The 25,508-nt window shown below is 63.8% G+C and carries 23 protein-coding genes and 2 pseudogenes; 15 read left to right on the top strand and 10 right to left on the bottom strand.

Annotation, left to right across the window (positions count from 1 at the left end; genetic code table 11):
* Nucleotides 1-137: 137 nt before the first annotated feature.
* Complete coding sequence (locus LMTR21_RS34530; RefSeq protein WP_430642608.1) at nucleotides 138-998, top strand: YihY/virulence factor BrkB family protein; 861 nt, start codon at nucleotides 138-140, stop codon at nucleotides 996-998.
* Here LMTR21_RS34530 and LMTR21_RS34535 read toward each other — a convergent pair.
* Nucleotides 922-2,181 carry an ATP-binding protein gene (locus tag LMTR21_RS34535; RefSeq protein ID WP_065751988.1) on the bottom strand — a complete coding sequence of 420 codons (1,260 nt, stop codon included), beginning with the start codon at nucleotides 2,179-2,181 and terminating at the stop codon, nucleotides 922-924. The two genes, LMTR21_RS34530 and LMTR21_RS34535, sit on opposite strands and share 77 nt — an antisense overlap.
* A 90-nt stretch (nucleotides 2,182-2,271) precedes the next feature.
* Nucleotides 2,272-3,147: a tRNA glutamyl-Q(34) synthetase GluQRS gene (gene gluQRS, locus LMTR21_RS34540; protein WP_065751989.1), complete on the bottom strand. Its 876-nt coding sequence runs from the start codon at nucleotides 3,145-3,147 to the stop codon at nucleotides 2,272-2,274.
* A 37-nt stretch (nucleotides 3,148-3,184) separates the two neighbouring features.
* Here gluQRS and LMTR21_RS34545 point away from each other — a divergent pair, with 37 nt between their 5' ends.
* Nucleotides 3,185-3,832 (top strand): DNA-3-methyladenine glycosylase family protein, encoded by a 648-nt coding sequence (locus LMTR21_RS34545; RefSeq protein ID WP_065751990.1) that lies wholly within the window; start codon nucleotides 3,185-3,187, stop codon nucleotides 3,830-3,832.
* A 110-nt stretch (nucleotides 3,833-3,942) separates the two neighbouring features.
* On the opposite strand, the gene LMTR21_RS34550 is transcribed toward LMTR21_RS34545, so the two are convergent.
* Nucleotides 3,943-4,830, bottom strand: a complete 888-nt coding sequence (locus LMTR21_RS34550) for a LysR family transcriptional regulator (RefSeq protein ID WP_065752265.1) — start codon at nucleotides 4,828-4,830, stop codon at nucleotides 3,943-3,945.
* A 202-nt stretch (nucleotides 4,831-5,032) separates the two neighbouring features.
* On the opposite strand from LMTR21_RS34550, the gene LMTR21_RS34555 reads away from it, so the two are divergent.
* The 5 genes from LMTR21_RS34555 to LMTR21_RS34575 all read left to right on the top strand — a co-directional run bounded on the left by LMTR21_RS34555 (nucleotide 5,033) and on the right by LMTR21_RS34575 (nucleotide 11,972).
* Nucleotides 5,033-6,007 (top strand): NAD(P)H-dependent flavin oxidoreductase, encoded by a 975-nt coding sequence (locus LMTR21_RS34555; RefSeq protein WP_065751991.1) that lies wholly within the window; start codon nucleotides 5,033-5,035, stop codon nucleotides 6,005-6,007.
* Nucleotides 6,008-6,051: 44 nt separating this feature from the next.
* Complete coding sequence (locus LMTR21_RS34560) at nucleotides 6,052-7,254, top strand: ABC transporter substrate-binding protein (protein WP_430642500.1); 1,203 nt, start codon at nucleotides 6,052-6,054, stop codon at nucleotides 7,252-7,254.
* A gap of 18 nt (nucleotides 7,255-7,272) precedes the next feature.
* Complete coding sequence (locus tag LMTR21_RS34565) at nucleotides 7,273-8,799, top strand: acyl-CoA synthetase (RefSeq protein ID WP_065751992.1); 1,527 nt, start codon at nucleotides 7,273-7,275, stop codon at nucleotides 8,797-8,799.
* A gap of 218 nt (nucleotides 8,800-9,017) precedes the next feature.
* Nucleotides 9,018-10,115 carry a DUF2855 family protein gene (locus tag LMTR21_RS34570; protein ID WP_065751993.1) on the top strand — a complete coding sequence of 366 codons (1,098 nt, stop codon included), beginning with the start codon at nucleotides 9,018-9,020 and terminating at the stop codon, nucleotides 10,113-10,115.
* A gap of 96 nt (nucleotides 10,116-10,211) precedes the next feature.
* A complete protein-coding gene (locus LMTR21_RS34575; protein ID WP_065751994.1) occupies nucleotides 10,212-11,972 on the top strand; it encodes a flavin-containing monooxygenase in 1,761 nt (586 codons plus the stop codon).
* Nucleotides 11,973-11,975: 3 nt separating this feature from the next.
* On the opposite strand, the gene LMTR21_RS34580 is transcribed toward LMTR21_RS34575, so the two are convergent.
* Both LMTR21_RS34580 and LMTR21_RS34585 read right to left on the bottom strand, forming a co-directional pair.
* Nucleotides 11,976-12,494 carry a DUF2380 domain-containing protein gene (locus LMTR21_RS34580; RefSeq protein WP_084030514.1) on the bottom strand — a complete coding sequence of 173 codons (519 nt, stop codon included), beginning with the start codon at nucleotides 12,492-12,494 and terminating at the stop codon, nucleotides 11,976-11,978.
* Nucleotides 12,495-12,522: 28 nt separating this feature from the next.
* Entirely contained in the window at nucleotides 12,523-13,041 is a 519-nt protein-coding gene (locus LMTR21_RS34585) for a DUF3280 domain-containing protein (protein ID WP_065751995.1), read from the bottom strand.
* A 168-nt stretch (nucleotides 13,042-13,209) separates the two neighbouring features.
* On the opposite strand from LMTR21_RS34585, the gene LMTR21_RS40460 reads away from it, so the two are divergent.
* Together LMTR21_RS40460 and LMTR21_RS34590 are read left to right on the top strand one after the other, a co-directional pair.
* On the top strand, nucleotides 13,210-13,350 hold the full coding sequence (locus LMTR21_RS40460) for a hypothetical protein (RefSeq protein WP_187399263.1): 141 nt from the start codon (nucleotides 13,210-13,212) through the stop codon (nucleotides 13,348-13,350).
* A gap of 154 nt (nucleotides 13,351-13,504) precedes the next feature.
* A complete protein-coding gene (locus LMTR21_RS34590) occupies nucleotides 13,505-14,473 on the top strand; it encodes a peptidyl-alpha-hydroxyglycine alpha-amidating lyase family protein (protein ID WP_065751996.1) in 969 nt (322 codons plus the stop codon).
* Here the strand turns inward: LMTR21_RS34590 and LMTR21_RS34595 are convergent.
* Entirely contained in the window at nucleotides 14,470-15,396 is a 927-nt protein-coding gene (locus LMTR21_RS34595) for a LysR family transcriptional regulator (RefSeq protein WP_065751997.1), read from the bottom strand. The two genes, LMTR21_RS34590 and LMTR21_RS34595, sit on opposite strands and share 4 nt — an antisense overlap.
* 201 nt (nucleotides 15,397-15,597) lie before the next feature.
* Here LMTR21_RS34595 and LMTR21_RS34600 point away from each other — a divergent pair, with 201 nt between their 5' ends.
* Nucleotides 15,598-16,023, top strand: a complete 426-nt coding sequence (locus tag LMTR21_RS34600; RefSeq protein WP_065751998.1) for a YybH family protein — start codon at nucleotides 15,598-15,600, stop codon at nucleotides 16,021-16,023.
* A gap of 33 nt (nucleotides 16,024-16,056) precedes the next feature.
* Nucleotides 16,057-16,689, top strand: a complete 633-nt coding sequence (locus tag LMTR21_RS34605) for a LysE family translocator (protein ID WP_065751999.1) — start codon at nucleotides 16,057-16,059, stop codon at nucleotides 16,687-16,689.
* A 36-nt stretch (nucleotides 16,690-16,725) separates the two neighbouring features.
* On the opposite strand, the pseudogene LMTR21_RS34610 reads toward LMTR21_RS34605, so the two are convergent.
* Nucleotides 16,726-18,485 (bottom strand): annotated as a pseudogene (locus LMTR21_RS34610) (chloride channel protein).
* A 194-nt stretch (nucleotides 18,486-18,679) separates the two neighbouring features.
* On the opposite strand from LMTR21_RS34610, the gene LMTR21_RS34615 reads away from it, so the two are divergent.
* Complete coding sequence (locus tag LMTR21_RS34615) at nucleotides 18,680-19,237, top strand: HNH endonuclease (RefSeq protein WP_057858692.1); 558 nt, start codon at nucleotides 18,680-18,682, stop codon at nucleotides 19,235-19,237.
* Between the two features lie 18 nt (nucleotides 19,238-19,255).
* Here LMTR21_RS34615 and LMTR21_RS34620 read toward each other — a convergent pair whose 3' ends face one another.
* Together LMTR21_RS34620 and LMTR21_RS34625 are read right to left on the bottom strand one after the other, a co-directional pair.
* Nucleotides 19,256-19,840 (bottom strand): isochorismatase family protein, encoded by a 585-nt coding sequence (locus LMTR21_RS34620; protein ID WP_065752001.1) that lies wholly within the window; start codon nucleotides 19,838-19,840, stop codon nucleotides 19,256-19,258.
* Nucleotides 19,841-19,872: 32 nt separating this feature from the next.
* Complete coding sequence (locus LMTR21_RS34625; RefSeq protein WP_065752002.1) at nucleotides 19,873-20,769, bottom strand: SDR family NAD(P)-dependent oxidoreductase; 897 nt, start codon at nucleotides 20,767-20,769, stop codon at nucleotides 19,873-19,875.
* A gap of 110 nt (nucleotides 20,770-20,879) precedes the next feature.
* Between LMTR21_RS34625 and LMTR21_RS34630 the strand changes: the two genes are divergently transcribed.
* Nucleotides 20,880-21,776 (top strand): LysR family transcriptional regulator, encoded by an 897-nt coding sequence (locus LMTR21_RS34630; protein ID WP_065752003.1) that lies wholly within the window; start codon nucleotides 20,880-20,882, stop codon nucleotides 21,774-21,776.
* Nucleotides 21,777-21,782: 6 nt separating this feature from the next.
* Here LMTR21_RS34630 and LMTR21_RS34635 read toward each other — a convergent pair whose 3' ends face one another.
* Nucleotides 21,783-22,538, bottom strand: coding sequence for a DUF4336 domain-containing protein (locus LMTR21_RS34635; protein WP_065752004.1), 756 nt, complete (start codon nucleotides 22,536-22,538; stop codon nucleotides 21,783-21,785).
* 277 nt (nucleotides 22,539-22,815) lie between these two features.
* Here LMTR21_RS34635 and LMTR21_RS34640 point away from each other — a divergent pair.
* Together LMTR21_RS34640 and LMTR21_RS34645 are read left to right on the top strand one after the other, a co-directional pair.
* A pseudogene (locus LMTR21_RS34640) lies at nucleotides 22,816-24,332 on the top strand (AMP-binding protein).
* 166 nt (nucleotides 24,333-24,498) lie between these two features.
* Nucleotides 24,499-25,470: a S1C family serine protease gene (locus LMTR21_RS34645; protein WP_065752005.1), complete on the top strand. Its 972-nt coding sequence runs from the start codon at nucleotides 24,499-24,501 to the stop codon at nucleotides 25,468-25,470.
* Nucleotides 25,471-25,508: the final 38 nt, after the last annotated feature.

Here is a 25,508-nt window from a genome sequence, read left to right on the forward strand (position 1 = left end):
ACAGCCCTCCTACAGCCGCTCGACGGTCTGGCCTTTAGTCCAGTAATATCAGATGCTAGCCCAAGTTTTGGGACCGCGTCGCCGCATCCTGATCGAGGTGAGATGTGAGGTTCATTCGCTACGTCTACCTCGTCGTGATGGAGGCGTTTTATACGTTCCTCGCCGATGACGGCTGGGCGATCGCGAGCCATATCGCGTTGTCGATGTTGATGGCGCTGTTTCCGTTCCTGATCGTGCTGACGGCGCTGGCCGGCTTTTTCGGCTCCAAGGAACTCGCGGACGGCGCTATCGGACTGTTGCTGCAGACCTGGCCGCAGCAGGTCGCGGACGCGCTGTCGGGCGAAATCCACGACGTGCTGACCACCGCACGCGGCGACATCCTGACCGTCGGCGCGGTGCTGGCGGTCTATTTCGCCTCCAACGGCGTCGAGGCCCTGCGGGTTGCGCTGAACCGCGCCTATTCGGTGGTCGAGCCGCGGGCGTGGTACTGGCTGCGGCTGGAATCGATCGGCTATACGCTGCTCGCCGCCATCACGTCGCTGTTGATGGCGTTCCTGATCGTGCTCGGTCCGCTGATCCTGGAGACGGCACGCCGCCACATTCCGTTCTTCATCGAGAGCAACGAAAGGATCCTGTTTTTCGCCCGCTACGGCATCACGATCGCGGCGATGATAGTGGCGCTGTTCGTGCTGCATGCCTGGTTGCCCTGCGGTCGGCGGCGCTTTCTGCAGATCCTTCCCGGCATCGTGTTTACGATGGTGGCCTCGCTGATCTCAGGCATCGTGTTCGGCCAGTATCTGGCGCGCTTCGCCAGCAACTACGTGACGATGTATGCGGGGCTCGCGTCGGTCATCATCGCGCTGGTGTTTCTGTATTTCATTTCAGCGATTTTCGTCTTTGGCGGCGAACTGAATGCGGCGATCATGAAGTCGCAATTGCCGAAGGGGCTGTCGCTTCATGCAGCGCAGTCGCCAAAGCGCGCGGGGACACAGGCTTGACCAGGAAGATGTCGGCGCCGGCGGCGCGCGACGCCGCCTCGTCCTCGCCGCGGCCGGATATGCCGATGATCGGAATGCGCCCGAGCGGCGCCGAGAGCGCGCGAATGCGCCTGATCGCCTCGACGCCGTCGATCCCCGGCAGCACCATGTCCATCAGCACCGCATCGAATGCGCCTTGCGCGAGCCGCTCGGGCGCCGCCTCGCCCTGGCCGATGAACTCGGCCTGGTGACCGAGTTCGGTCAGGATCGAATTGAGAACGACGCGGCCGAACGGATTGTCTTCGACGCTGAGCAGGCGCAGCGGCCGCGGCGAATCGATCGATCCCTCACCGTTGCTGCCGGGCGCCGCCGTCATGGCGTCGTCTGAGGATGACATCACCACATTGAGGGTGAAGGTGGTGCCGCCGCCGCGCCGTGGCGTCACCGTGACGTCCCCGCCCATGGCGCGCGCCAATTGCTTGACCGACGACAGGCCGAGCCCGGCGCCGCCGAAACGCGACGCGATGGAAACATTGGCCTGCGAAAACGGCCGGAACAGGCGTTTGATTTCGCCCAGCGTAAGACCGATCCCGCTGTCAGAGACTGCGAACGAGACCGCGACCCGACCTTTTGGGGCGCGCCCGGGCGTGACCTGGAGCGCGACGCTGCCCTGTTCGGTGAATTTCACGGCGTTGTCGATCAGGTTTTCCACTGCGGCGCGCAGGCGGACGGCGTCGCCGATCGCAAATGCTGGAAGTTTTTCGGAAAGGACAACCGACGACTGCAGGCCCTTCGCCGCCGCGCGCCCGGTCAGCGAATCGCCGGCGTTGCGGGCGAGCGTGCGCAGGTCGAAGAAGTCCTGCCGGACCTTGAGCCCGGGACCGCCGCTGCGCGCGGCGTCGACGAACAGGGTTGCCAGGCTCGCCAGATGTTCCGCGCCCGCCTTGATGGTGTCGACCCAGCGCCGTTCGCGCTTGTCGAGTTCCGAGGTCGCCAGGAGATTGCTGATCGCCAGAATGCCCGTGAGCGGCGTGCGGACCTCATGCGCGAAGGCGGCAAGCGCAGTCTCGACCATGCTGGAGGCGGCGACGGCAGACTTGCGCGCACCGCGCATGTTTGCCGCGGCGCTGGATACGCGTTTTTTCTTCGCGCGCCGCTTCTTGACCGTTCTCGTGGTGCCTGGTGAGCGCCGCTTTGCCGCCATGATCCCCCTTCCTCTGCCGCGACCAGCATGGCACGCGAACGAGGGCAAAGTCACGGAGACCTTTGCAGCAACCCCCAGTAGAAGTACGGACTATTCCGGCAATCCGACGATGCGCCTGATCTCGGCCGGCGTGGCGCCCTGCCCCCGCAATTCGCGCAAGCCGGTGGCCGCGGTCGATTTCGACAGCTTTTGCCCCGACGAATCGGCAACGAGCCGATGATGCCGATAGGCCGGTTGCGGAATACCGAGCAGCCGCTGCAACAAGAGATGCACGCTGGTCGACCAGAACAGGTCCTGACCGCGCACCACATCCGTAACGCCCTGCAGGGCGTCGTCGATCACGACGGACAAATGATAGCTGGTCGGCGTCTCCTTGCGCGCCAGGATGACATCGCCCCACGCCTCGGGATGGGCGGCGACGACGCCGCTCTCGCCGCCAGGGCCTGCGCCGGCTTCATGCCAGGCCAGTTCCTCGGTGCGCGCCAGCGCTTTTGGCATGTCGAGGCGCAGCGCGTAAGGCATGCCCTCCCCGATCAGCCGGCTGCGCTCGTCCGGCGGCAGCGATTTCGCGTCGCCCGGATAGAGCGGCGCGCCGTCGGGATCGCGCGGCCAGGGCGCGACGGCTTCGCGCTGGGCGACCAGACGGGCGATTTCGGCGCGGCTCTCGAAGCTCCGATAGATCAGGCCCAGGCCTGCCAATGTTTCGACCGCCTCGCGATAGCGCGAAAAATGTTCCGATTGCCACCGCACCGGCGTTTCCCAGGAAATCCCGAGCCAGGCCAGGTCTTCGTAGATCGCCGCCTCGAATTCCGGCCGGCATCTTGTGGCATCGATATCCTCGATCCGCAGCAGGAACCGGCCGCCGCTGGCGCGGGCGAGATCGAAATTCAGCAGCGCCGAATAGGCGTGGCCGAGATGGAGGTAGCCGTTCGGACTGGGTGCAAATCGGAAAACGGGTGGCGGCATTGATCTCTTTCGCGGGACATGGTGGTTTTAAGGGGCAATGACCATCCACCTCAACAGCCAGTCCGATCTCGAAGACGCCGTCCACGCACTGATCAAGCAGGATGTACGGCTGAAGCCGATTTTCGAGCTGACCGGCATGCCGGCGCTGCGGCAGCGCGAGCCGGGATTTGCCGGGCTGGCGGCGATCGTGTGCGGGCAGCAATTATCTACCGCCAGCGCCGGCGCGATCTGGGCGCGGCTGACGGCGGCCTTCGATCCGTTCGATCATCACGCCATCGGCAAGGCCCGCGCCGACCGCCTCGGCCGTCTCGGGCTGTCGGCCGCCAAGATCAAGACCCTGAAGAACATCGCGCGCGAGCTCGCGGCCGAACGGCTGAACCTCGAGGTGCTGGCCGAGGAAGATGCGGACGCCGCGCATCATACCCTGATCGCGCTGCACGGCATCGGGCCGTGGACCGCCGACGTCTATCTGCTGTTCTGCCTCGGCCATGGCGATGCCTGGCCGGCCGGCGATATCGCCATACAGGAAGCGGTCAAAGCCGGCCTCGGCCTGCAGGCCCGCCCGACCGCCAAGCAGATGGCCCCGCTGGCAGAGCCGTGGCGTCCCTTACGCGGCGCCGCGGCGCATCTGTGGTGGAGTTACTATCGCGTGCTGAAGAAGCGCGAGGGCGTGCTGGCGAAGTAGGCCACGCGTCTCCCGACGGCGCCTGGACACAAAATCTCGAAAACAACCCCATGCAATGTAGAATTGGGCCGCTCGTTGCTACGCGCCGGCGCCTCGGTCTCATCCCGCCTCTACCCACGTAACTTCACCCGGTCCTCGCGCGCGGAAACCGTGACGAAATCGATCACCGCGCGCACCGCGGGGAGATCGACGAGATCGGGATGCGCCAGCAGCCAGAGATCGGCGACGCTGACGAGTTTCTGCGGCGCGACGCGAACGAGTTCGGGATAGGCGGCGGCGACGAAGCAGGACAGCGTTGATATTCCCAAGCCCGCGCGGGCAGCAGCGAGCATGTCGCCCTGCGAGGAGCAGCGCATCACCATCGAGCCTTGTTTGGTAATCGCGTCGCTCCAGCGCGCCAGCCGCTCGTTGGACAGCCGGTCGGCGAAGCCGATGACGCTGTGGCCCTTCCATTCGTCGCGCCGTTCGGGAAGGCGCCGCAGCGCCGCGTAATCGCGCGAGGCGTAGAAGCCGGTGCCGAGCCGGCCGATCTTGCGGCCGATCAAATTCTCTTCACCGCTGTCCACCGGCCGCAGCACGACGTCGGCCTCGCGACGACGAACGCTGGCCGGATACGGATGGGTGATGATTTCGAGCTGGATATGGTCGTGCTTGCGCAGGAACGGTCCGAGCCGCGGCATCAGCCAATGCGAGGCCAGCGTCGCGCCGATCGACAGCTTGACCGCGCCGCGGGCCTGCGCGCCGGCCGCCGAGACCGCGGCCTCGGCGCGCAACGCCGCCGCCGCCATCGCATCGACATGCTCGCGAAATTTCTGTCCGTGCGAGGTCAGCGAAAGGCCTTCGTTGGAGCGCGCGAACAGGGGAATGCCGAGCTGGCCTTCCAGTTCGGCGATCTTGCGCCCCACCGTCGGATGACTGGAACGCAACCGGCGCGCCGCCGCCGCGAAGCTGCGGGTCTCGGCCACGGCGACGAAGGTCTTGCACAGGTGCCAGTCCATCGGCTCCTCGTTCTTCGGCGCTCTGTTCATTCCTGACTGATCGCCTGTTCAATATTGAACGGCCGGAGCGTGTCGTCCAGCCCTATAATGGTCCCAATAAACAGCGCCCCGGCCCGCGGCACCGCCCGGCCCGACGCTCTCAAATCAACATCAATCGACGCATCCCGGCACCGCCGGCTTGGCGTTGCAAGGGAGAGACCGAATGCCGTTGCCTGCTTCGCTTGCCAATTCGCTCGAACTGCCCGTGGTTGGCTCGCCGCTGTTCATCGTCTCCGGGCCCGAGCTCGTGATCGCCCAGTGCAAGGCCGGCATCGTCGGCTCGTTCCCGGCGCTGAATGCGCGGCCGGTCGAGAAGCTCGACGAATGGCTGACCCGCATCGAGACCGAGCTCGGCGAGTACAAGGCGCAGCATCCGGAGAAGAAGGTCGCGCCCTACGCGGTCAACCAGATCTGCCACGCCTCCAACGACCGGCTGATGAAGGACATGGAAACCTGTGTGAAGCACCAGGTTCCGATCATCATCACCTCGCTGCGCCCGCCGGTCGAAATCGTCGAGGCCGCGCATTCCTATGGCGGCGTCGTGTTCCACGACGTGATCAACGTCAAGCATGCACGCAAGGCGGCCGAACATGGCGTCGACGGCCTGATCCTGGTTTGCGCCGGCGCCGGCGGCCATGCCGGCACGCTGTCGCCGTTCGCGCTGCTGCGCGAGGTGAAGCAGTGGTTCAGGGGCACCGTGCTGTTGTCTGGCGCGATCTCGGACGGCTGGAGCATTGCCTCGGCGCTCGCGCTCGGGGCTGATGCGGCCTATATGGGCACGCGCTTCATCGCGACCGCAGAAGCCAATGCCGACCCGGCCTACAAGGCCGCGCTGGTCGAGCACGCCGCGCACGACATCGTCTATTCGAACCTGTTCACCGGCGTGCATGGCAATTATCTCGGCCCCTCGATCGTGGCCGCGGGCCTCGATCCCGACAATCTGCCGCTCAGCGACAAGTCGAAGATGAATTTCGGCTCCGGCGGCAACACCAAGGCCAAGGCGTGGCGCGACATCTGGGGCTCCGGTCAGGGCATCGGGCAGATCGCGGACGCGCCGCCGGTGGCCGAACTGGTGGAGCGATTGAAGGCCGAATTCGCGGACGCCAGCGGCGACTTCCTCAAGCGCGCGCGTGCGTAAGCCACGCCGGCTTCAACAAACAACCAAACAGAACAGGGAGTGAGATGATGAGAGCCATCGCGATGTGCTGCGCCGGGCTGCTGGCGCTTGTGGGCGGCACGGCCCGCGCCGAAAACGGGGTTACCGCCAACGAGATCCTGATCGGGCAGACCATGCCTTACAGCGGTCCGCTGTCGAGCTACTCCGGTCTCGGCAAGGTTGCCCAGGCCTATTTCGACAAGGTGAATGCCGAAGGCGGTATCAGCGGCCGCGAACTCAAGCTGCACAGCCTCGACGACGCCTATTCGCCGCCCAAGACCGTCGAGCAGACCCGACGGCTGGTCGAGCAGGACGAGGTGCTGCTGGTGTTCGGCTCGCTCGGCACGGCGACCAACAGCGCGGTCCACCGCTACCTGAACGGCAAGAAGGTGCCGCAGCTCTTCATCACCACCGGCGCCAGCAAGTGGGCCGATCCGAAGCATTTCCCGTGGACGATGGGCGGGATGGCCTCTTACCATTCTGAAGGCGTCATCTATGCCAAGCACGTGCTGCGCACCAAGCCCGACGCGAAGATTGCGATCCTGTCGCAGAACGACGATTTCGGCCGTGACTATGTTTCCGCATTCAAGCGCGGCCTCGGCGACAAGGCGGCCAGCATGATCGTGGCCGAGGCGGTCTACGAGGCCACGCAGCCGACGATCGATTCGCAACTCGCCACGCTGAAGGCTTCCGGCGCCAACACGTTCTTCGGCGTCGCGATCGGCAAGTTCGGCTCGCAGATGATCCGCCGCAGCGCCGAGATGGGCTTCAAGCCAGACTTGTTCCTGGTGCCCACTTCTGTGACCTCGATCGCGACGATTCTGACGCCCGCAGGGCTGGAGAACGCGACCGGACTGGTTTCCGCGGCCTATCTGAAGAACATCAACGATCCGCAATGGGCCGACGATGCCGACGTGAAGGAGTATTTCGCCTTCATGAAGCAGTACATGCCTTCGGCCGACCCGCACGACACCACCTACGCCAGCGGCTACACCAGCCTGACGTTGCTGGCGCACGTGCTGCGCGCGTGCGGCGACGATCTGAGCCGTGCTAACGTCTTGAAAAAGGCGACCTCGCTGAACAAGGTCTCGCTGCCGCTGCTGCTGCCCGGAATCACCGTGACCACCGGCCCCGACGACTATTTGCTGTTCCAGCAACTCCGGATGCAGCGCTTCGACGGCAAGAGCTGGGTCGGCTTCGGCGATCTGATCGAAGACCAGGAACCGTAAGAATTGGAGAAGTCTGCCATGATCATCGGCGGCGAACGCCAGATCAGCTATCCCGAAATCCACGCCCGCATCGCGCGGGCGGCGACGGGCTTTCGGGCGCTCGGCATCAGCGGCGGCACGCCCGTCGGCATGATGCTGCGCAACGATTTTGCGTTCTTCGAGGTCTCCGGCGCGGCGGCCGCGCTGGGCAGCCCGGTGGTGCCGATCAACTGGCATCTGAAGGCCGAGGAAGTCGCCTACATCCTGGCCGATAGCGGCGCCAAAATCCTGGTCTGCCATGCTGACGTGCTGCCGCAGATCAGGGACGGCCTGCCCGCCGATATCAGGCTTCTCGTTGTGGCGACGCCGCCTGAAATCGCCGCAGCGTTCAACGTCGCGCCTGCGCTGACGCAAGTCCCCGACGGCATGACCGATTGGGACCGCTGGCGCGACACGCATGCGCCGTCGCAGGAACCGCCGATCGGCAGCGCGCCGATGTTCTATACCTCAGGCACGACAGGCCTGCCCAAGGGCGTCCGGCGCAAGCCGATGGCGCCGGAGCAGGTCGCGGCGTCCGCCCGCGTCGGCGGCATTGCCTATGGCGTCAAGCCGAACGAGGACCAGATCATCCTGATGAACGGTCCGATGTACCATTCGGCGCCGAATTCCTACGGCATGCTGGCGTTCCGCAGCGGCTGCACCATTGTGCTCGAGCCGCGCTTTGATCCCGAGGACATGCTGCAACTGATCGAGCGCCACCGCGTCACCCACATGCATATGGTGCCGACGATGTTCGTCCGCCTGCTGCGGCTGCCGGATGAAATCAGGCAGCGTTACGATCTGTCATCGCTGCGCTTCATCGTACACGGTGCGGCGCCCTGCCCGCCGCAGGTCAAGCGCGCCATGATCGATTGGTGGGGGCCGGTCATCAACGAATATTTCGGCTCGACCGAAACCGGCATTCCGGTGTGGCATTCCGCTAAGGAGGCGCTGGCAAAACCCGGCACCGTCGGCCGCGCCATCGAGGGCGGCATCGTCAAAATCTTCCGGCCCGACGGCTCGCTCTGCGACGTCGATGAACCCGGCGAAATCTTCATGCGGCAAGTGTCCGTCCCGGATTTCGACTATCACGGCAAGGCCGAGGCGCGGGCCGAAGCCGGCCGCGAAGGGCTCGTCAGCGTCGGCGACGTCGGCTATCTCGACAAGGACGGCTACCTGTTTCTGTGCGACCGCAAGCGCGACATGGTGATATCAGGCGGTGTCAACATCTATCCGGCGGAGATCGAGAACGCGCTGATCGGCATGGACGGCGTGCGCGACTGCGCCGTGTTCGGTGTCCCCGACGACGAATTCGGCGAGCGGCTGTTCGCCTGCATCGAGCCGGAGGCGGATGCGAAGCTCTCCCCGGCCATGGTGCAGGAGTTTCTGCGCGGCAAGCTGGCGAACTTCAAGGTGCCGAAGGATATTGTGTTCATGGACGCCATGCCGCGCGAAGCCACCGGCAAGATTTTCAAGCGCAAGCTGCGGGATCTTTATACTGAAGGCAAATTGCGCGCGATTGTGTGAGAGGCCACGCTTCGTACCCTCCGCGTCATTGCGAGGAGCGAAGCGACGAAGCAATCCATCTCTCCCCGTGCGGAGAGTGGATTGCTTCGCTTCGCTCGCAATGACGGTGGAGGCATTCCCGTACCTGATCCGAACAGCGTTTTAAACATCATTGCTGTTGCAAAACGGTCATCGGTCGGCGCAAAGATTGCTGCATGTGAAGCGCAGGGAGCGAACTCATGCACGCCACCGACTTCGTCGTCGCCCGCAACGATCTGCAGCAATGCAAGGTGATCGAAACGCAACTGCCAGATGCGGCCGCGCTGCCTGACGAGGCGCTGCTGGTGAGGGTGACGCGCTTTGCCTTCACCGCCAATAATATCACCTATGCCGTGATGGGCGATCATCTCAAATATTGGCAATTGTTTCCGGCGCCCGGAGGATTCGGCAACGTTCCGGTGTGGGGGCTCGGCGAAGTGATCGCTTCAAAGCATCCGGGCATTGCCGCAGGCGAGACACTGTTCGGCTATTTCCCAATGGCGACGCATCTCGTCATCGAGGCCGCCGATGTCTCCAAGATTTGGCTACGCGACGCCGCCGCGCACCGGCAAGGGGTGGCGCCGGTCTATAATGCCTATAGGCGTGTCAGCGGCGATCCGCCGTTTGTTGGCAAGCAGGGCGACTATCAGGCGCTGCTGCGGCCGCTGTTCATGCTGTCCTTCCTGGTCGATGACTTTCTCGCCGAAAATGAATTCTACGGCGCCAAAGGCGTGATGCTGTCCTCGGCTTCCAGCAAGACCGCCTACGGGCTTGCGCATCTGCTGCATGCGAGGGGAAACGGCATCAAGGTGATCGGCCTGACCTCGGCGGGCAATACGTCCTTCGTCAAATCGCTCGGCTGCTACGACGAGGTCGTAACCTACGACAGCATAACCTCGCTGCCGACGAATTCCGCGGTCGCCTATGTCGACATGGCCGGCAACACGCCGTTGCGCGCGGCGCTGCACCAGCACTTCGGCGAGCAGATGAAATACAGCGGCATCATTGGCCTCACGCATCGCAAGTCATCGCCCGATGACGCGGCGCAGGTCCTGCCGGGTGCCAAGCCCCAGTTTTTCTTCGCCCCGGACCAAATCCGCAAGCGCGCCAAGGAATGGGGACCGGGCGGCGTCGACATGCGGTTTGGCGCCGCATGGTCAGGCTTTGTCCCGAGGCTCGACCAATGGGTGAAAGTGATCGAGCACCGTGGGCCTGCGGCGGTTCAGCGCGCCTATCTCGACACCCTCAACGGCCGCGTGCCGCCGGATCAGGGGCTGATCCTATCTCTCTTGGAATAGGCGGCATCTCCTCCCGCCCTTCCTGCTCGGCCTCAAATGGGTATAGGCTTTGCCGACACGAAACGCCGCGAAGACGGCCGGTGATGGGAAGCGCCCATGCTCGACAGGACGGACGACAGTTCGGTAGCCGCCGACACTTGGCTTGCGCAGTTCGAGGAAGCGCTCGCAAAGCCCGACGAAGCCCTGCTGTATCAGCTGTTTCATCCTGACAGCTATTGGCGTGACGTGCTGGCGCTGAGCTGGAACATCCAGACGCTGAACGGCAGGGATGCGATACTGAAGGCGCTGCCGCCGCTGGCTCGCAACATGGCTCCCAGCGGCTTTGCCATCGCCTCAGGCCGCGCTGCGCCGCGCAAGGTGATGCGCGCGGGCACCAACGCCATTGAGGCGATCTTCAAGTTTGAAACCAAGGTCGGACGCGGCAGCGGCATCATCCGCCTGATCCCGGATGCGGACGACGGCAACCGGCTGAAAGCCTGGACGCTGCTGACCGAGCTCGGCGAGCTCAAGGGGTTTGAGGAACAGCTCGGCGTCAATCGCCCGCGCGGCAACGCCTATTCGCGCGATTTCCGCGGGCCGAACTGGCTCGATCTGCGCAAGGTCTCGGCCGACTATGCCGATCGCGATCCCACCGTGCTCGTGATCGGCGGCGGCCAATCCGGGCTCTCGATCGCCGCGCGCTTGAAGCAGTTGAACGTCGACACGCTGATCGTCGATCGCGAAAAGCGCATCGGCGACAATTGGCGCAAGCGATATCACGCGCTGACGCTGCACAACCAGGTGCAGGTCAACCACCTGCCCTATCTGCACTTCCCGCCGAACTGGCCGACCTACATTCCAAAGGACAAGCTCGCCAACTGGTTCGAAGCCTATGTCGAGGCCATGGAGCTGAATTTCTGGACCGGGACCGAATTCGAGGGTGGCAGCTACGATGAGAAGCAAGGCCGCTGGACAGTGACGCTGCGCCAGGCTGACGGCGGCAAGCGCATCATGCATCCGCGCCATGTCGTGCTGGCGACCGGCGTCAGCGGCATCCCGAGCGTGCCCGATATCGCGGGACTGAAGGATTTCGCCGGCAAGGTGATGCACTCCAGCCAGTATGACGACGGCGAGAACTGGAAGGGCAAGCGCGCCATCGTGATCGGCACCGGCAATAGCGGCCATGATATCGCGCAGGATCTGCATTCCAGCGGCGCCGAGGTGACGCTGTTCCAGCGTTCCTCCACACTGGTCGTCAGCATCGAGCCGTCAGCGCAACTGGTCTACGCGCCGTACAATGAAGGCACGCTGGAGGATAACGACCTGATCGCGACCTCGATGCCGCTGAAGCTCGCGCGCAGGAGCCATGCGCTCACGGCGGAAAAATCCAGGGCGCTCGATCAGGAACTGCTCGACGGCCTTGAGCGCGTCGGCTTCAAGCTCGATTTCGGCGAAGACAATACCGGTTGGCAATTCAAATACCTTACCCGCGGCGGCGGCTATTATTTCAATGTTGGCTGCTCCGATCTGATCGTCAAAGGCGACATCGCGCTGAAGCAGTTCGCCGAACTCGCCACCTTCACGACCGCTGGCGCAAAGATGAAGGACGGCGAGACCGTCGCCGCCGATCTCGTTGTGCTGGCGACCGGCTACAAGCGTCAGGAAGAGCTGGTTCGAAAACTGTTCGGCGAGACGGTGGCCGCTCGCGTCGGCACCATCTGGGGCTTTGGCGAGGAACAGGAACTGCGCAATATGTACACGCGCACGGGCCAACCGGGCCTCTGGCTGATCGCCGGCGGCCTGGCGCAATGCCGCATCGGCTCGAAGCATCTGGCGCTGCAGATCAAGGCGATCGAGGAAGGATTGTTGCCGCGCTGACGCTCACCATTCGCCGTGATCGAGGATTTGCCGGGCAAGGAAGGATTCCGCCCGCTGCCAGGCCGCGTCGTTATCGCCGCGGAAGCTGATGTAGCGAGCGAACACGACTTTCCGCGCTTTCACGTCGATGACGTCGAATTTCGCCTGCTGTACCAGCGTGCTCATCTTGTGAAAGCGGCCAATCAATAGATGGGTGGCGCCGGCCTCCTTCGCCTTGCCCAGCAGTTGACCGTCATGGATGTCGCCCACCGAGCAGGCGTTTAGCGGACATTCAAGCGCTGCATTCGCTATCTTTCCGCTCGCTGCCAGATCGCTGCGCAACGCGGCTTCGAATTCACGCAGCCGCCGGCGATGGTCGGCGCTTTGGTCGATCACCTCACCCGAGGTGTCGACATAATAGATTTCGGCGACGGCGAGCACGAGCGTCGGCGCCTGCGCATGGCCGTGCCGGACAGGACAGGCGGAGACAATAGCAGCAGCCAAAGCGAGGCTAATGATCCGCAACTTCATCAGCTTTTCCATTGCAAATGATTCCTTTCGGCTGCGCTATTCACTGCTCCAGCAGGCGGCGCTCGATCAGCCAGCGCGCCCCGCGGCTCCAGGCCACGTTGGCGCCCATGCGCAGATCGGTCTGCTTGACATCCACGAGCGCCCCAGACCGGGCATCGCGAATCCTGTAGGTCACGGCGTATTCCGTCCGGGTGATGCGGGTGACGATTCCGATCATCGACTGATCGGCGCCAAGGCCCGCGGCGATCCTGGCGTCACAGCCGTCGCACTCCCGCAACTTGCCTGCTTTCGCCGCCTCGTCGTTCACAGCGCTGACGTCGACCAGTTGGTAGCGCCCCGATGCCGCGATCAGCCGACGCGCTTCCTCCGTCGAAAGCCGCAATTGCTCGCGGTCGATGTCGTCAGGCGGAACGTAGGTGGCCCCGGCGCTGAAATCCTCCAGTTCAAACGGAAACACCGCAATCTTGACCGGAGGCGGCGCGGCCGTCTCGGCGGCCCCCGCCGCCGCGAGCGCTGCAAGCACGATGGCCGGAGCGAGGACAAGGGCGATGGTGCGCATGGGATCACCTCGGAACTGCTGCCTTACTCGCCGCGATACCGCCCGATCCATAGCCCTGCCGAAACAGCCGCTTTCCCTGGATCAGCCGGATGAAATGTCCGATCTTATCCTGCCTCGCTTTCTTCCCAACTAAATTTGCCGCAATATTCGAAGCCATCGGAAGGAAGCTTGGGGAGGAAGCTGCGACAGGCGGCATCCAACTCCGTGGTGAGCCCGGCGCCCGCCATCGACCTGACGCTGCGGCTGACGTTACGTATCGCGGCGCTCGCGGCAGTTTGCTTCATCGCGGCGGAGGATATGGGCAGCTAGTCTTTTGTTTTGACGCGTTTTCTTCACGCGAACCGGAATCCACTTCGCTCGAAAACGCTTTGTCCTGGAGATGTGCCATGCGCAAATCCCTCTCGTGCTTCGGACAGGTCTCTGCAACACTCCCGGTCAACAAACATCAGATGGGGAGAAACGCATGCCGGCAATTCTCGGCTCGGGCGAGCACCGTTACCGTGTGGTGGAAAACTGGGCGAAGCTGCCGGACGGCTGGCGCCTGACCGACGTCGCCTCCGTCGCCGTCGACAGCAAGGACCGCATCTACGTCTTCAACCGCGGCGACCATCCGATGGTGATGCTGGACCGCGAGGGTAACTTCATCACGAGCTGGGGCGAAGGCCTGTTCAATCGCGCCCACGGCCTGCACATCGATGCCGACGACAATCTCTATTGCACCGACGACGGCGATCACACCGTGCGCAAGTGCACGACCGAGGGCAAGGTGCTGCTGACCATCGGCATCCCGAACAAGCCGGCGCCGTTCATGAGCGGCGAGCCGTTTCACCGCTGCACCCACACCGCGCTATCGCCGAAGGGCGAAATCTACGTCTCCGACGGTTACGGCAATGCCCGCGTCCACAAATATTCGCCTGACGGCAAGCTCCTGAAGAGCTGGGGCGAGCCCGGCACCGATCCCGGCCAGTTCAACATCGTCCACAACATCGCAACCGATTCCGATGGCTGGGTCTATGTCGCCGACCGCGAGAACCACCGCGTGCAGGTGTTCGACGGCAACGGCAAATACGAGACGCAGTGGAATTTTCTGCACCGGCCATGCGCGCTGTGCTGCTGCGGCGGCAAGCAGCCGAATTTCATCGTCGGCGAACTCGGTCCCGGCATGGCGGTCAATCGCAAGGTGCCCAACCTCGGCCCGAGGCTTTCGATCGTCGATTCCAAAGGCAAGCGCATCGCCCGGCTCGGCGGCGAGAACGGCCCGGGGCTGGAGGCCGGCAAATTCCTCGCGCCCCACGGCATCGCACTGGATTCGAAAGGCGATATCTATATCGGCGAAGTCGGCGTCACCGACTGGAAGACCAGCTTTCCGGATACGCCGATGCCGCCGGAAGTTGGCGCGACGCGCTGCCTGCAGAAGCTGGAGAAGATCTAGACCGGTGAAAGGCGGGAACGGCCTCGCCCGTCAAACAGCCTGTGCTCGCGGGCGAGGCCCTCGCCGACAAGATCGAAGAAGGCACGCACGCGCGCCGTCTTCTTCAGATCGGCATGGGTAACGATCCACAATTCGCCGACCAGATCCGCCACCGGCTCCGGCAGCGCGCGGGCGAGATCGCCATCCTCGTCGCCGAGATAGCAGGGAAGCAGTGCCAGACCGATGCCGGCCTTCGCGGCAATGAACTGATTGACGAGGCTGTTGGTCCGGTAGACGAAGGCGTCGCCCGGCATCGTTCGATTGAGCCAATCGGCCGCCATGATGCCCACAGCGGCTTCTTCCCATCCGATCAGGGCGTGACGGGCGAGATCTTCGGGAGATGACACGCCCCCGCCCCTTTCATCGAGATAGCTGGTCGCGCCGTAGACGGTCCATGCGACATCGGCGAGCTTGCGGCCCCAGAGGTCGCCCTCCTTCGGCCGCATCGGGCGAAGCGCGATGTCGGCTTCGCGGCGCGAGAGGTTGAGAACGCGGTTGTCGATCACGAGTTCGACGACGATGCCGGGATGGATTTGCCGGAATGCTGCGAGATGGCCGGTCAGCTTTCGATAGGCCAGCGTCTCCGAGGAGGTGACGCGCAGGCGGCCGGAGAGACGGTGATCGCGACCGGCAATGTCGCGGCCGATGGCGAGCGCCTCGTCTTCCATCCGCTCGGCCGCTGCCGCCATCCGCTCACCCGCCGGCGTCGCCTGGTACGCGCCGCCCGGATGGCGCTCGAACAGGCGAACGCCGAGCCGCGTTTCAAGGGCATTCAGGCGCCGAAACGCGGTCGAGTGATCGATATCCAGCGCTTTGGCGGCGCCGGTGAGGCTGCTTGCGCGGTGCACCGCCAACACGAGTTGGGGCTCGTTCCAATCCTCCATGGCTGCACAGCTAGGAAGGGCTTGCAGTTTCGCAAGTGACGCTGGCGGAATTCCAATGTGCTTTCCGTTCTGCCAGACGTTATCTCGAGCAACAGAAGCGAGATGAGGAACAGGAACGACAGCATTCCGGCGTTACAGCGAGGCGTGAAACCGCAACCTCATGACGGCGATCAATCAACCTTCGACAAGGGAGTCCGAGACATGGGCGCTCCATCCCCGGAACTTTGCAATCTCTGGCTGGCGCGCGCGTTCAACGCGCAGGACGTTGACGCGGCGGCGGCGATGTACCACCCCGACGCCTCGATCGTTCAGGTCGACGAGGTCCATGGCGGCAGCACCGTCGCGCGCGGCGCCGACGGCATCCGCAAGACGATGGCGGCCTATGTCGGCTTGAAGCCGCATATGGATGTCGTGACGCATCACACCACGGTCTCCGGCGATTTCGCCATGACGCGTTCACAATGGCTGATCAAGGGTACCGATGAACGGGGCAAGCCGACCGAAGTGCATCACCACGGCATGGAAGTGCACCGCCGGCTGCCCGACGGCACGTGGGTGTTCTTCATGGATCACCCGTTCGGCGCCGATCCGAGCTGGGCGGTTGAAGCTCCGCCGCACACAGAGTAGTAGCGTTACATAGCCAACCCGGAGAATTGCCAGATGCAAGAACTTGCCGTGCTCGCCAGCATCGTCGCCGGGCTCAGCGTGGGCGTGATCAGCCCCGGACCCAGCTTCGTGATGGTGGCGCGCGTGGCTGTCGCCTCCAGCCGAATCCGGGCGCTTGCCACGGCACTGGGCATGGGCGCAGGCGGCGCCTTGTTCGGCGCGGCGGCGCTGCTCGGGTTGCAGAGCGTCCTGCTGGCCGTACCGGCGCTCTATGCGGTGCTCAAAGTGCTGGGCGGTCTGTATCTTTGCTACCTCGGCTTTCTGATCTTCAGATCGGCGCGGCAGCCTGTTGCGATGGTCGCTGGCGGCAGCGAGAACGGCTCCCGGCCGCTGCGCGCGTTCTGGTTGGGCTTCACCACGCAAGTCAGCAACCCGAAGACGGCCATCGTCTATGCGAGCGTGTTCGCGGCTTTCCTCCCGGCATCCTTCTCTATGGGGTTCGCCGCCGCGCTGCTTGCGGCGGTGTTTTTCGTGGAGTCCGCCTGGTATGCGCTCGTCGCCGTTCTCTTCTCGTCGGCAGGGCCGCAACGGGCCTATCTGTCGTACAAATCCTGGGTCGATCGCGCGGCCGGCGCGGTCATGTTCGGTCTGGGCCTGAAGCTCGTTACCAGCGCTGCCAAACCGTAGACACCCGCGTGGCGCGTCGCTTGAGCGCCATGGCGCTCAGACCTCGCCGATCGCCTCGCGCCTGCGTTTGTCGGATTCTTCTGCGTAGCGCCTCATGGCATGGGCCTCCGTGAGAATCCCGACAGGCCGGTGTTCGCCATCGGCCTCGACGACCGCCAGCGATTCCGCTTCGGCGGCGTCGAAGACCGTGATGGCTTCCTGAATGTTCATGACCGGGTGCAGTACAACCTCCCGATGATGCAGGATGCCAAGGAGGCCGTGGGCGGCATCGATGTCAGGTGCGTGCGCTTCGGCCACCACCGCCAGCCCGACATAGCGCCCCGCAGCATCGACCGCGACGACCTGCGTCTTCGACCCCAGCGGAAATTTCGCCCTGAAGTCCTCGATCCCGATACCGGCGTCGACCGTGGCGACATCCGGCCGCATCAGGCGTTGGACCGTGAGATCGCGGATCCAGCCGACATCGGCAGCGCTGCGGATGGTTTCGCCGCGCAGATGAAATCGCCAGGTGGCGAAGGAGTAGCCGAACAGTTCCCGCGTGATCATGGTCGAGATGATGACCGCGACCAGCACCGCCGTGGTCAGCCAGAGATTGCCGGTCGATTCCAGCGCGATGAACGACATCGTCAAGGGACCGCCAATCACCGACGCCGACAGCGCGCTCATGCCGATCACCGCATAGACATTCGGATCGAGGCCGAGACCCGGCCAGACCAGATCGACGCCGCCGGCGAACAGGCGGCCGCCAAGCGCGCCCATGAACAGCGTGGCGAAGAATAATCCGCCGCGGAAGCCGGAGCCGAGCGAGACAATCGAGGCCAGCGCTTTCAGGACGAAGACGCCGGCGATGATCTGCAATGGCATCGATACGAGGCCCGAAAAATGCAGCGCGCCGTGACCCGAAGACATCACCTGCGGTGTCACCAGCGCAAGCAGACCGACCGCGAGGCCGCCGAGTGCCGGGCGAAGCGGCGGCCAGAGGCGGATCTTCGCAAGCCCCGTTTCGCACAATGCCACGCCGCGCATGATGAGGATGCCAAACAGCGCGGCCAGACCCCGAGCAGCGCGGCAACGGCAAGATCGCGCCCGACCACGTCCCCGACCGGGCCGATGCTGATGCCGAGCGACAGCGCCGCAAATCCATGGGTGACGAAGTAACCCGCCACGGCGGCGACGCCGACCGGCGCGAGGCTCGCCGGCGTATAGCCTCCGATCACAAGCTCGAAGGCATAGAAGGCGCCGGCGAGCGGGGCGCCGAACGCACCGGAGATCGCAGCCGCCGCCCCGCAACCGACCATGATGCGCTGGTCGACGCGGCGCAGGTGAAATCCGCGGCCGAACGAAGCGGCAAGGCCGCTCGCAAGCTGTGTATATCCTGCTTCAAGGCCGACCGATGCCCCAAACCCGCTGGACCAGGTGGTCTGCAGGGCCACGATGACACTGCCGCGAAACGACATCCGCCCGCCATGCAGGGCGTTGGCTTCGATCGGATCGATCTCGCGCGCGGGCCGCCAGCGCAGCAACAGCAGGAGGGCTGCGCCCAGCACCAAGCCGCCGAGACTTGGAACCACTACGGCGCGCAGCGTCTCGATATCAGGCTGGCTGGAAAGCCGCTCCGTCATGCTGATGTTGAACAGCAGCGCGTGCAGGGCAGCCACCGCCACGCTCATCACCAGCACCACCAGGCCGCCAATGGTTCCGATCATCGCTGCCAGGACCACCAGGCTCGTCTCATGGGCGCGAACAAACGCCCGCAACCGGCGCGGAGCCTCAAGATAACGTGAAGGGGTGACCATTTCTGGGGGTCCGCCAGCGCTGAACAATGCCCGTAGGTCGCGATTTAGCGGTCTTCACGGCCCCGATGCAAATCGGGGCGGAACGGTGACGGCGTCGGATAAGTCCCGGAACGCTCTTCACAATCCCGTCACGCTGCCTGTAGTATGCAGGGCACATGCTGCTTCGCAGCTAACATGGGGGTCAGGAGCGTTACTTGAACGCACATGTCTCGCAGGGCGGTTGGCCGGTACTGGTGCTGAACGCGGACTTCCGGCCGCTGAGCTACTATCCGCTGTCTCTCTGGTCGTGGCAGGACGCGATCAAGGCGGTGTTCCTCGAACGCGTCAATATCGTCGAGCATTACGACCGCGCGGTGCACAGCCCGACTTTCGAGATGCAGCTCCCGAGCGTGGTGTCGCTAAAATCCTTCGTCAAGCCGACCACGCATCCCGCCTTCACCCGCTTCAACGTCTTCCTGCGCGACCGCTTCGTCTGCCAGTATTGTCATGCGCATGACGACCTGACCTTCGACCACATCATCCCGCGCAGCAAAGGCGGCCAGACCACCTGGGAAAATGTCGTCGCGGCCTGCTCGCCGTGCAATCTGCGCAAGGGCAATCTGACGCCGCAGCAGGCCAAGATGTTTCCGCGGCAGGCGCCATTCGCGCCGACGGTGCACCAGCTCCACCGCAACGGCCGGCTGTTTCCGCCAAACTATCTGCACGATAGCTGGCTGGATTATCTTTATTGGGACACCGAGCTCGATCCGTAAGGCCTCGGCCAGCCTTGCTCAGGCCTGCAGCGCCTCCATCACCACCTGCACCACTTGCGTTCCTTCCGGCGTGGTCCAGTTGCCGACCAATTCTGCGACCAGTTGATTGGTGCTGGTGAGCGTGACGCCGCCATGCTCCATCCGGCGCAGCGCCATGCCGTCGCCGATTCGGCTTGGCGAGCCGCCGGCATCGGCGACAACCTGCACCTCGAAACCTTCGCGCACCAGACTGAGCGCCGGAAACACCGTGCACACATCGTTGGTGACACCAGCGATGATCAGCTTCTTGCGTCCCGTAGCCTTGACCGCAGCCGCGAAATTCTCATCGTCCATGGCGTTGACGATGCCGACACGCCTGATGCGGGCGGCAAACGCGTCGGGCAATATCTGGCCGAGCTCGCTCAGCAGCGGACCTTGCGCGTGATCCTCCATGCTGGAGGTGAGCACCACCGGCAGCTTCAGGATTCGCGCCGTTTTCGCCAGCAACAACGTATTGCGCTTCAGCTCTTCGAGCGGAATGGATTTCACCCAGCTCATGGTGCCGACCTGATGGTCGATCAGGAGCATCGCGGCATTCCCGGCACTGAACTTTTCGTAACTCATTTGGCTCTCCTGATTTTGAAAGAAAGCAATCGCTAGGATGCGATGCGACGGTTCGTCCGCGACACCAACGCTTCCGAGGCGGCAATGAACGCCGCCACGTAACTGCCGTCCGTCAGCTCCGGTGACGGCAGGACCGCCTGTCCCTTGCGGTCGAACATCACGCCGCTATGCGCTTCGAGATCCGGAGAGACCAGGAGCGGCGCCAGGCGCTCGGCATAGTTTTCCGCACTGAACGCCATGAGACCGGTCATCCACTCGATGAAGCGATACAGAAGCGTCTTTCCGCCGAACAGATTGCTGCGGATGTTGCTCTTGATGAAGCCGGGGTTCAGCCCGAAGAAGCTCGCATTCGGGTAACGCTTTACGCCGTCGAGCACGAGTGCCTCATTGCCGGCGACGGTGTTCATATGTGCGGCCCAGCGGCCATAGGACTTCTCCGAATTGAGGTCGTCGAGATTCCCGGCCTGGCCGTTGCCGGGAAAGCCCATGATGAAGACGCGCGGCTTCATCTGACCGGCAGCCCGGCGTTTTCCAAGACGCGGGCCGATCTCGCGCACGATCGCCAGCCGGCTCAGATAGCTGATCGCCATGTCGCGCTCGATGTTCTCCGCGGTGATTTCACGCATCGGCCCGGCCATGATCCCGGTCGTGAAAATGACGAGGTCAAGCTCCTCCGCGGGCAACAGGTGGGCGACGCGCTGAGCCTCGCGCATCAGGCTCAGGTCAGCCTTGATGAACTCGATGCCGGGCACGTCGGTGTCGCGAAAGCTCTGGCCGACGACAATGACGCTGGCGCCGCGCGAGGCCAGCAAACGGCTGAAGGCGCGGCCGATGCCGCCCGTTCCGCCGACAATAGCAACCTTCAATCCGCTGAAATCAGCGCGTGCGGCGTCGGCACGGCTCCATGTGAAATTCTTGTCGCGCTTCATGGCTCCCTCGATCAGGTCTCAATGGGTGAACACCCCCGTAGATGTGCGAGCCATTCGTGGGATAAAGTAGCCAAACTGGAACATATTGATCCATTAATGGAGCAATCGCGATGGCGCTGCTGAACGACATGGCCCTGTTCGTCGAGGTGGTGAAAGTCCGCAGCTTCCGGCGGGCGGCTGAGACCATCGGCATGCCGAACTCGACGCTGTCGCGAAGAATCAGCGCGCTGGAGAAAGCGATCGGGCTACGGCTGCTGCACCGAACCACTCGCCGAATCGAACTCACCGAGGCCGGTCAGCTCTATTTCGAGCGCAGCAAGCGCATCGTCGACGAAGCGCGGCTGGCGCATGAGCAACTCGGCGAGATGCTGGCGCAGCCGAGTGGCCTCCTGCGCATCTCGCTGCCGGTGGATTTCGGAACCATCTACCTCGCTCCGCTGGTCGCCGAATTCGCCCAGCGCTATCCCGGCATCAGCTTTGAATTTGACCTGACGCCGCGCCGGGTCGACCTGGTGGCCGAGCCGTTCGATGTGGCAATCCGCATGGGCGAACTGGCGGACTCCCACCTGATCGCACGCCGGCTCGCGCGCCTGCCGCGCTATCTCTACGCCTCGCCGCGTTATCTGGAGCTGTTCGGCGAACCGAAAAAGCCCGATGATCTGGTGAAACACCAATGCCTGTGCATGCCGCGAGCCAATACCTGGACGCTGGAGGACGGGACGAAAAAGATCGAGATCGCCGTCAGCGGCCGCTTCACGCTCAATAGCGTCGGCATGATCCGCCGTCTCGCGACGCTCGACCTCGGCATTGCCTTGCATGCGGAGGCCATTGTCGCTGACGATCTGGCTGCAGGCCGGCTGCGGCGCGTGCTGCCGAAATGGCAGGCCTCTCCGATCTCCGTCTATGCCATCACCGAGACGCGGCTATTGCCCGCGAAGACGCAGCGCTTCATTGAATTCATCGGGGAACGTTTGAGTCGGACACCCAATCCCGAGGCACGCCGCTAGACGGACTCACGAATTCGCAAGCCAACGAAACGCGCGGCGCAATTCCTGCGCACCATCGCGCTCGTACCATCGGCCGTGGGCGAGGATAATCCGCTCCGGATCCCAGTCAATCATGGCGTCGACGGCCGCGCGAAGCTCGGCAGCCTTCGCGCGGTAGGAGAGCCGCAAGTCGCGCGGCATTTTTCCATCGGGGTGCTGGGCACCGCCAAGCCAAGTCAACACGCGCGCGAGCAGGCCGAGCTTTTGCGGCTCGAAATTCTCGATCATGTCCGTGAGCACGAGCGTCCGGCTCGGGCGGTGGAAGAATACGACCTCGCTCATGTAGCTGCCACGCACCGGCAGCGTGTCGATGGCTCCATCCCAGGGATAGCCGGATCGATCGTCAAGCGGCCGGCAGCGATGTGAGACTCGATCGAGGCGGTCGCCGGCCTGATCCATGATGCGCGGGGCGAGATAAGCCACGGCATCCGGATACGCCTCGCACCACTCCGGAATCCACCAGTAATGGATGCGGTTGGGACCGATGATCCAGGCCGGCTCACCGATCGCTGTGATCTCCGATTTCAGCCCTTCCGTCAGCGGCGTGGGCGAATGGATCAACAATTCACGCCCGATGCGGAGGATGGTCATGCGCGTCGGAAATGGCATCCTGAAGGGTGCCGGGCCGAATTCAATCAGGGGACCATCAACGATCCATACATCGTCGATCACCGGCTTCAGCGTATTCAGCGGCGGATAGGTTTGCCGGTCGGGCTCTGTCATCGCGGCGAAATCGGCTTCATGTCATTCAACAGCGGCCCCAGACTCAGCGCGGCGAGCACGAAAGACAAGACACTTGCGAGATATACGGCCATCGGTTAACGGACCTCTGGTTCAAGCCGGTAACAATGTCCGCGCAAATGCGTTCCGTCCTTGAGAAACGCTCCAAGGCGCACTCCGGTCTCCCTTCACTCAGCCATCTATTTCTGTCACGATGCTGTCGAGGCGCCCGCCTCGTCAGAACACAAGAGCGGCATCAACGCCCCAACGGAAACGCCTCATGCTCATCCCCATCGCCGACGCGCCGCGCTGGTATGCCGAACGAAAATCTGCGGACACCATCGCGGTCAGTCACGGCGCGGACGCCATCACCTGGGAACAACTCGAGCGCAACGCCAATCGCCGCGCGCGGGCGTTTGCCGCCAAGGGCGTCAAATCAGGCGATTTCGTCGCGATCGGGCTTCCCAACAGCAATGTGTTTTTCGAAACCACTTTTGCGGTGTGGAAATGCGGGGCGACGCCGACGTCGCTGACCTGGCGGCTGCCGCGCGGCGAGGCCGCGGCCGTGCTCGACATTCTCAAACCTTCGCTGGTGGTCGGCGGCCAGCCGGATTGGAACGCGCCGAACTCGCTCCCGGCTGATTTCACGCCCGAAGGTTTTTCGGACGAGCCCGTGACCAATCCGGTGGCGCGCTACTGGAAGGCGATGACCAGCGGCGGTTCGACCGGGCGGCCAAAGGTGATCCTCGATCACATGCCGGCAGTGGTGGAAACCACCTTCCCGTCCCCGCTCGGCATTCCGCAGAACGGATCGCTGCTCAATCCCGGCCCGCTCTATCACAACGCACCGTTCATCGTCTCGCACACCGCGCTGTTCAACGGCGGTCGTGTCACCGGTCTCGTGAAGTTCGACGCCGAGGAGACGCTGCGGCTGATCGAGAAAAACCGCGTGCAATGGGTCAATTTCGTGCCGACCATGATGCATCGGATCTGGTCGCTGCCCGATGCGGTACGCAACGCTTACGACCTCTCCAGCCTGCAGATCGTGTTTCACATGGCGGCTCCGATGCCGCCGTGGCTGAAGGAAAAATGGATCGAGTGGCTCGGGCCCGAGCGTATCTACGAACTCTATGGCGGCACCGAGCGGCAGGGCGCCACGATCATTTCCGGCACCGAATGGTGACGCACAAGGGCTCGGTCGGCAAGATCGGCGAGACCGCGCGCCTGCGCATCATCGGCGAAGACGGCACCGATGTCGCGCCGGGCGAAACCGGCGAGATCTATTTCCTGCCCAACGACGGCGCCGGCTCGACCTATCACTATCTCGGCGCCGAACCGAAGCGCCGCGCCGACGGCTGGGAATCGCTCGGCGATATCGGCCGGCTGGATGCGGAGGGTTATCTCTATCTCGGCGACCGGCTCGCCGACATGATCCTGCGCGGCGGCGCTAACATCTACCCGGCCGAGGTCGAGGCTGCGGTATCGGCGCATCCCGACGTGCGCTCCTGCGTCGTCGTCGGCTTGCCCGATCCGGAGTTTGGACAACGCGTCCATGCCATCCTCGAGCTCGACCGCAGCACGGATGCGCAGGCTGTCGCCGACGGCATGACCGACTTTCTCTCCGACCGGCTCAGCCGCTACAAGCACCCCGAAAGTTTCGAGGCCGTCCAGATCGGTCTCCGCGACGATTCCGGCAAGGTTCGCCGCACGCTGTTGCGTGACGAACGTGCGGAATGGCTGAGGGAAAATCGCAGTTTCCGGATCATGCCCGCACGCGAACGGGCAAAAGCGGACTGATCCTCGATTGCCGCTGGAACAATTCTGAATTGGCCCGTTATGAGTCGCGTAGCGGGTCATTTTGGGGGACACTTTCAAGACGGCCGTTTGCAGCATAGATTGTGATGAATTTCCCGCGCTTCCGCGCCTCGCGGAAAAGCGCGCCAGTTCGCCAGGAGACCCATCCATGCCTTCCCTGACCGAATGGAGAGTGCCGCCCGCAAACCAGCCGCGCGCGGGCGACTATGGTTTCGACCTCGACAGAACCCTGTCGTCGGTGGTCGGGCTGCATTCGATCATTCCCTCCGATGCTTTCAGCGCAGAGACGCTCGGCACCGAACGCGCCGGCAATGGCGTGCTGATCGATCGCGGACTGGTGCTGACCATCGGCTATCTAATCACCGAGGCCGAGGCGGTCTGGCTGCATCGCGGCGACGGCCGCGTCGTGGAGGGCCACGCGCTCGGCTTTGATTTCGAAAGCGGCTTCGGCCTGGTGCAGGCGCTCGGCGACCTCGATCTCGATCCGCTGCCGATCGGTTCTTCCGCCGCGGCTCAAGTCGGCGACCGCGTGGTGGTCGGCGGCGCCGGCGGCCGCACGCGCTCGGTCGCCAGCCAGATCGCGGCAAAGCAGGAATTTGCCGGCTATTGGGAATACCTGCTGGATGAGGCGATCTTCACCCATCCCGCGCATCCCAACTGGGGCGGCACCGGGCTGATCTCGAACCGCGGCGAACTGATCGGCATCGGCTCGCTGCAGCTCGAACGCGAGCGCGAGGGCAAGGCCGAGCACGTCAACATGATCGTGCCGATCGATCTTCTCAAGCCGGTGCTCGACGACATCAGGAAATTCGGCCGTGTCAACAAGCCGGCGCGGCCGTGGCTCGGCATGTACACGACCGAAATCGACAACCGCGTGGTGGTGGTCGGCATCGCCAGCAAGGGACCGGCGGCACTCGCCGAACTCAAGACCGGCGACGTCATCCTCGCTGTCAACGGCGACAAGATCACCAGCCAGACCGGCTTCTATCGCAAGCTCTGGTCGCTCGGCACTGCCGGCGTCGACGTGCCGCTTACGGTCTATCACGAGGGCGTCACCTTCGACGTAGTGCTGAGCTCAACTGACCGCGCCAGGCTGTTGAAGGCGCCGAGGCTGCACTGATAAGGCCTGCATTGAATTAGTGCTCCATTGAACGCAGA

Origin of the sequence: Bradyrhizobium paxllaeri, from assembly GCF_001693515.2 — a bacterium.
Lineage (GTDB): Bacteria > Pseudomonadota > Alphaproteobacteria > Rhizobiales > Xanthobacteraceae > Bradyrhizobium > Bradyrhizobium paxllaeri.

Coding starts and splice junctions, on each gene's coding strand:
- LMTR21_RS34530 (WP_430642608.1), top strand. CDS start 138: ATGGAGGCGTTTTATACGTTCCTCGCCGATGACGGCTGGGCGATCGCG.
- LMTR21_RS34535 (WP_065751988.1), bottom strand. CDS start 2,181: ATGGCGGCAAAGCGGCGCTCACCAGGCACCACGAGAACGGTCAAGAAG.
- gluQRS (WP_065751989.1), bottom strand. CDS start 3,147: ATGCCGCCACCCGTTTTCCGATTTGCACCCAGTCCGAACGGCTACCTC.
- LMTR21_RS34545 (WP_065751990.1), top strand. CDS start 3,185: ATGACCATCCACCTCAACAGCCAGTCCGATCTCGAAGACGCCGTCCAC.
- LMTR21_RS34550 (WP_065752265.1), bottom strand. CDS start 4,830: ATGGACTGGCACCTGTGCAAGACCTTCGTCGCCGTGGCCGAGACCCGC.
- LMTR21_RS34555 (WP_065751991.1), top strand. CDS start 5,033: ATGCCGTTGCCTGCTTCGCTTGCCAATTCGCTCGAACTGCCCGTGGTT.
- LMTR21_RS34560 (WP_430642500.1), top strand. CDS start 6,052: ATGATGAGAGCCATCGCGATGTGCTGCGCCGGGCTGCTGGCGCTTGTG.
- LMTR21_RS34565 (WP_065751992.1), top strand. CDS start 7,273: ATGATCATCGGCGGCGAACGCCAGATCAGCTATCCCGAAATCCACGCC.
- LMTR21_RS34570 (WP_065751993.1), top strand. CDS start 9,018: ATGCACGCCACCGACTTCGTCGTCGCCCGCAACGATCTGCAGCAATGC.
- LMTR21_RS34575 (WP_065751994.1), top strand. CDS start 10,212: ATGCTCGACAGGACGGACGACAGTTCGGTAGCCGCCGACACTTGGCTT.
- LMTR21_RS34580 (WP_084030514.1), bottom strand. CDS start 12,494: ATGGAAAAGCTGATGAAGTTGCGGATCATTAGCCTCGCTTTGGCTGCT.
- LMTR21_RS34585 (WP_065751995.1), bottom strand. CDS start 13,041: ATGCGCACCATCGCCCTTGTCCTCGCTCCGGCCATCGTGCTTGCAGCG.
- LMTR21_RS34590 (WP_065751996.1), top strand. CDS start 13,505: ATGCCGGCAATTCTCGGCTCGGGCGAGCACCGTTACCGTGTGGTGGAA.
- LMTR21_RS34595 (WP_065751997.1), bottom strand. CDS start 15,396: ATGGAGGATTGGAACGAGCCCCAACTCGTGTTGGCGGTGCACCGCGCA.
- LMTR21_RS34600 (WP_065751998.1), top strand. CDS start 15,598: ATGGGCGCTCCATCCCCGGAACTTTGCAATCTCTGGCTGGCGCGCGCG.
- LMTR21_RS34605 (WP_065751999.1), top strand. CDS start 16,057: ATGCAAGAACTTGCCGTGCTCGCCAGCATCGTCGCCGGGCTCAGCGTG.
- LMTR21_RS34620 (WP_065752001.1), bottom strand. CDS start 19,840: ATGAGTTACGAAAAGTTCAGTGCCGGGAATGCCGCGATGCTCCTGATC.
- LMTR21_RS34625 (WP_065752002.1), bottom strand. CDS start 20,769: ATGAAGCGCGACAAGAATTTCACATGGAGCCGTGCCGACGCCGCACGC.
- LMTR21_RS34630 (WP_065752003.1), top strand. CDS start 20,880: ATGGCGCTGCTGAACGACATGGCCCTGTTCGTCGAGGTGGTGAAAGTC.
- LMTR21_RS34635 (WP_065752004.1), bottom strand. CDS start 22,538: ATGACAGAGCCCGACCGGCAAACCTATCCGCCGCTGAATACGCTGAAG.
- LMTR21_RS34645 (WP_065752005.1), top strand. CDS start 24,499: ATGCCTTCCCTGACCGAATGGAGAGTGCCGCCCGCAAACCAGCCGCGC.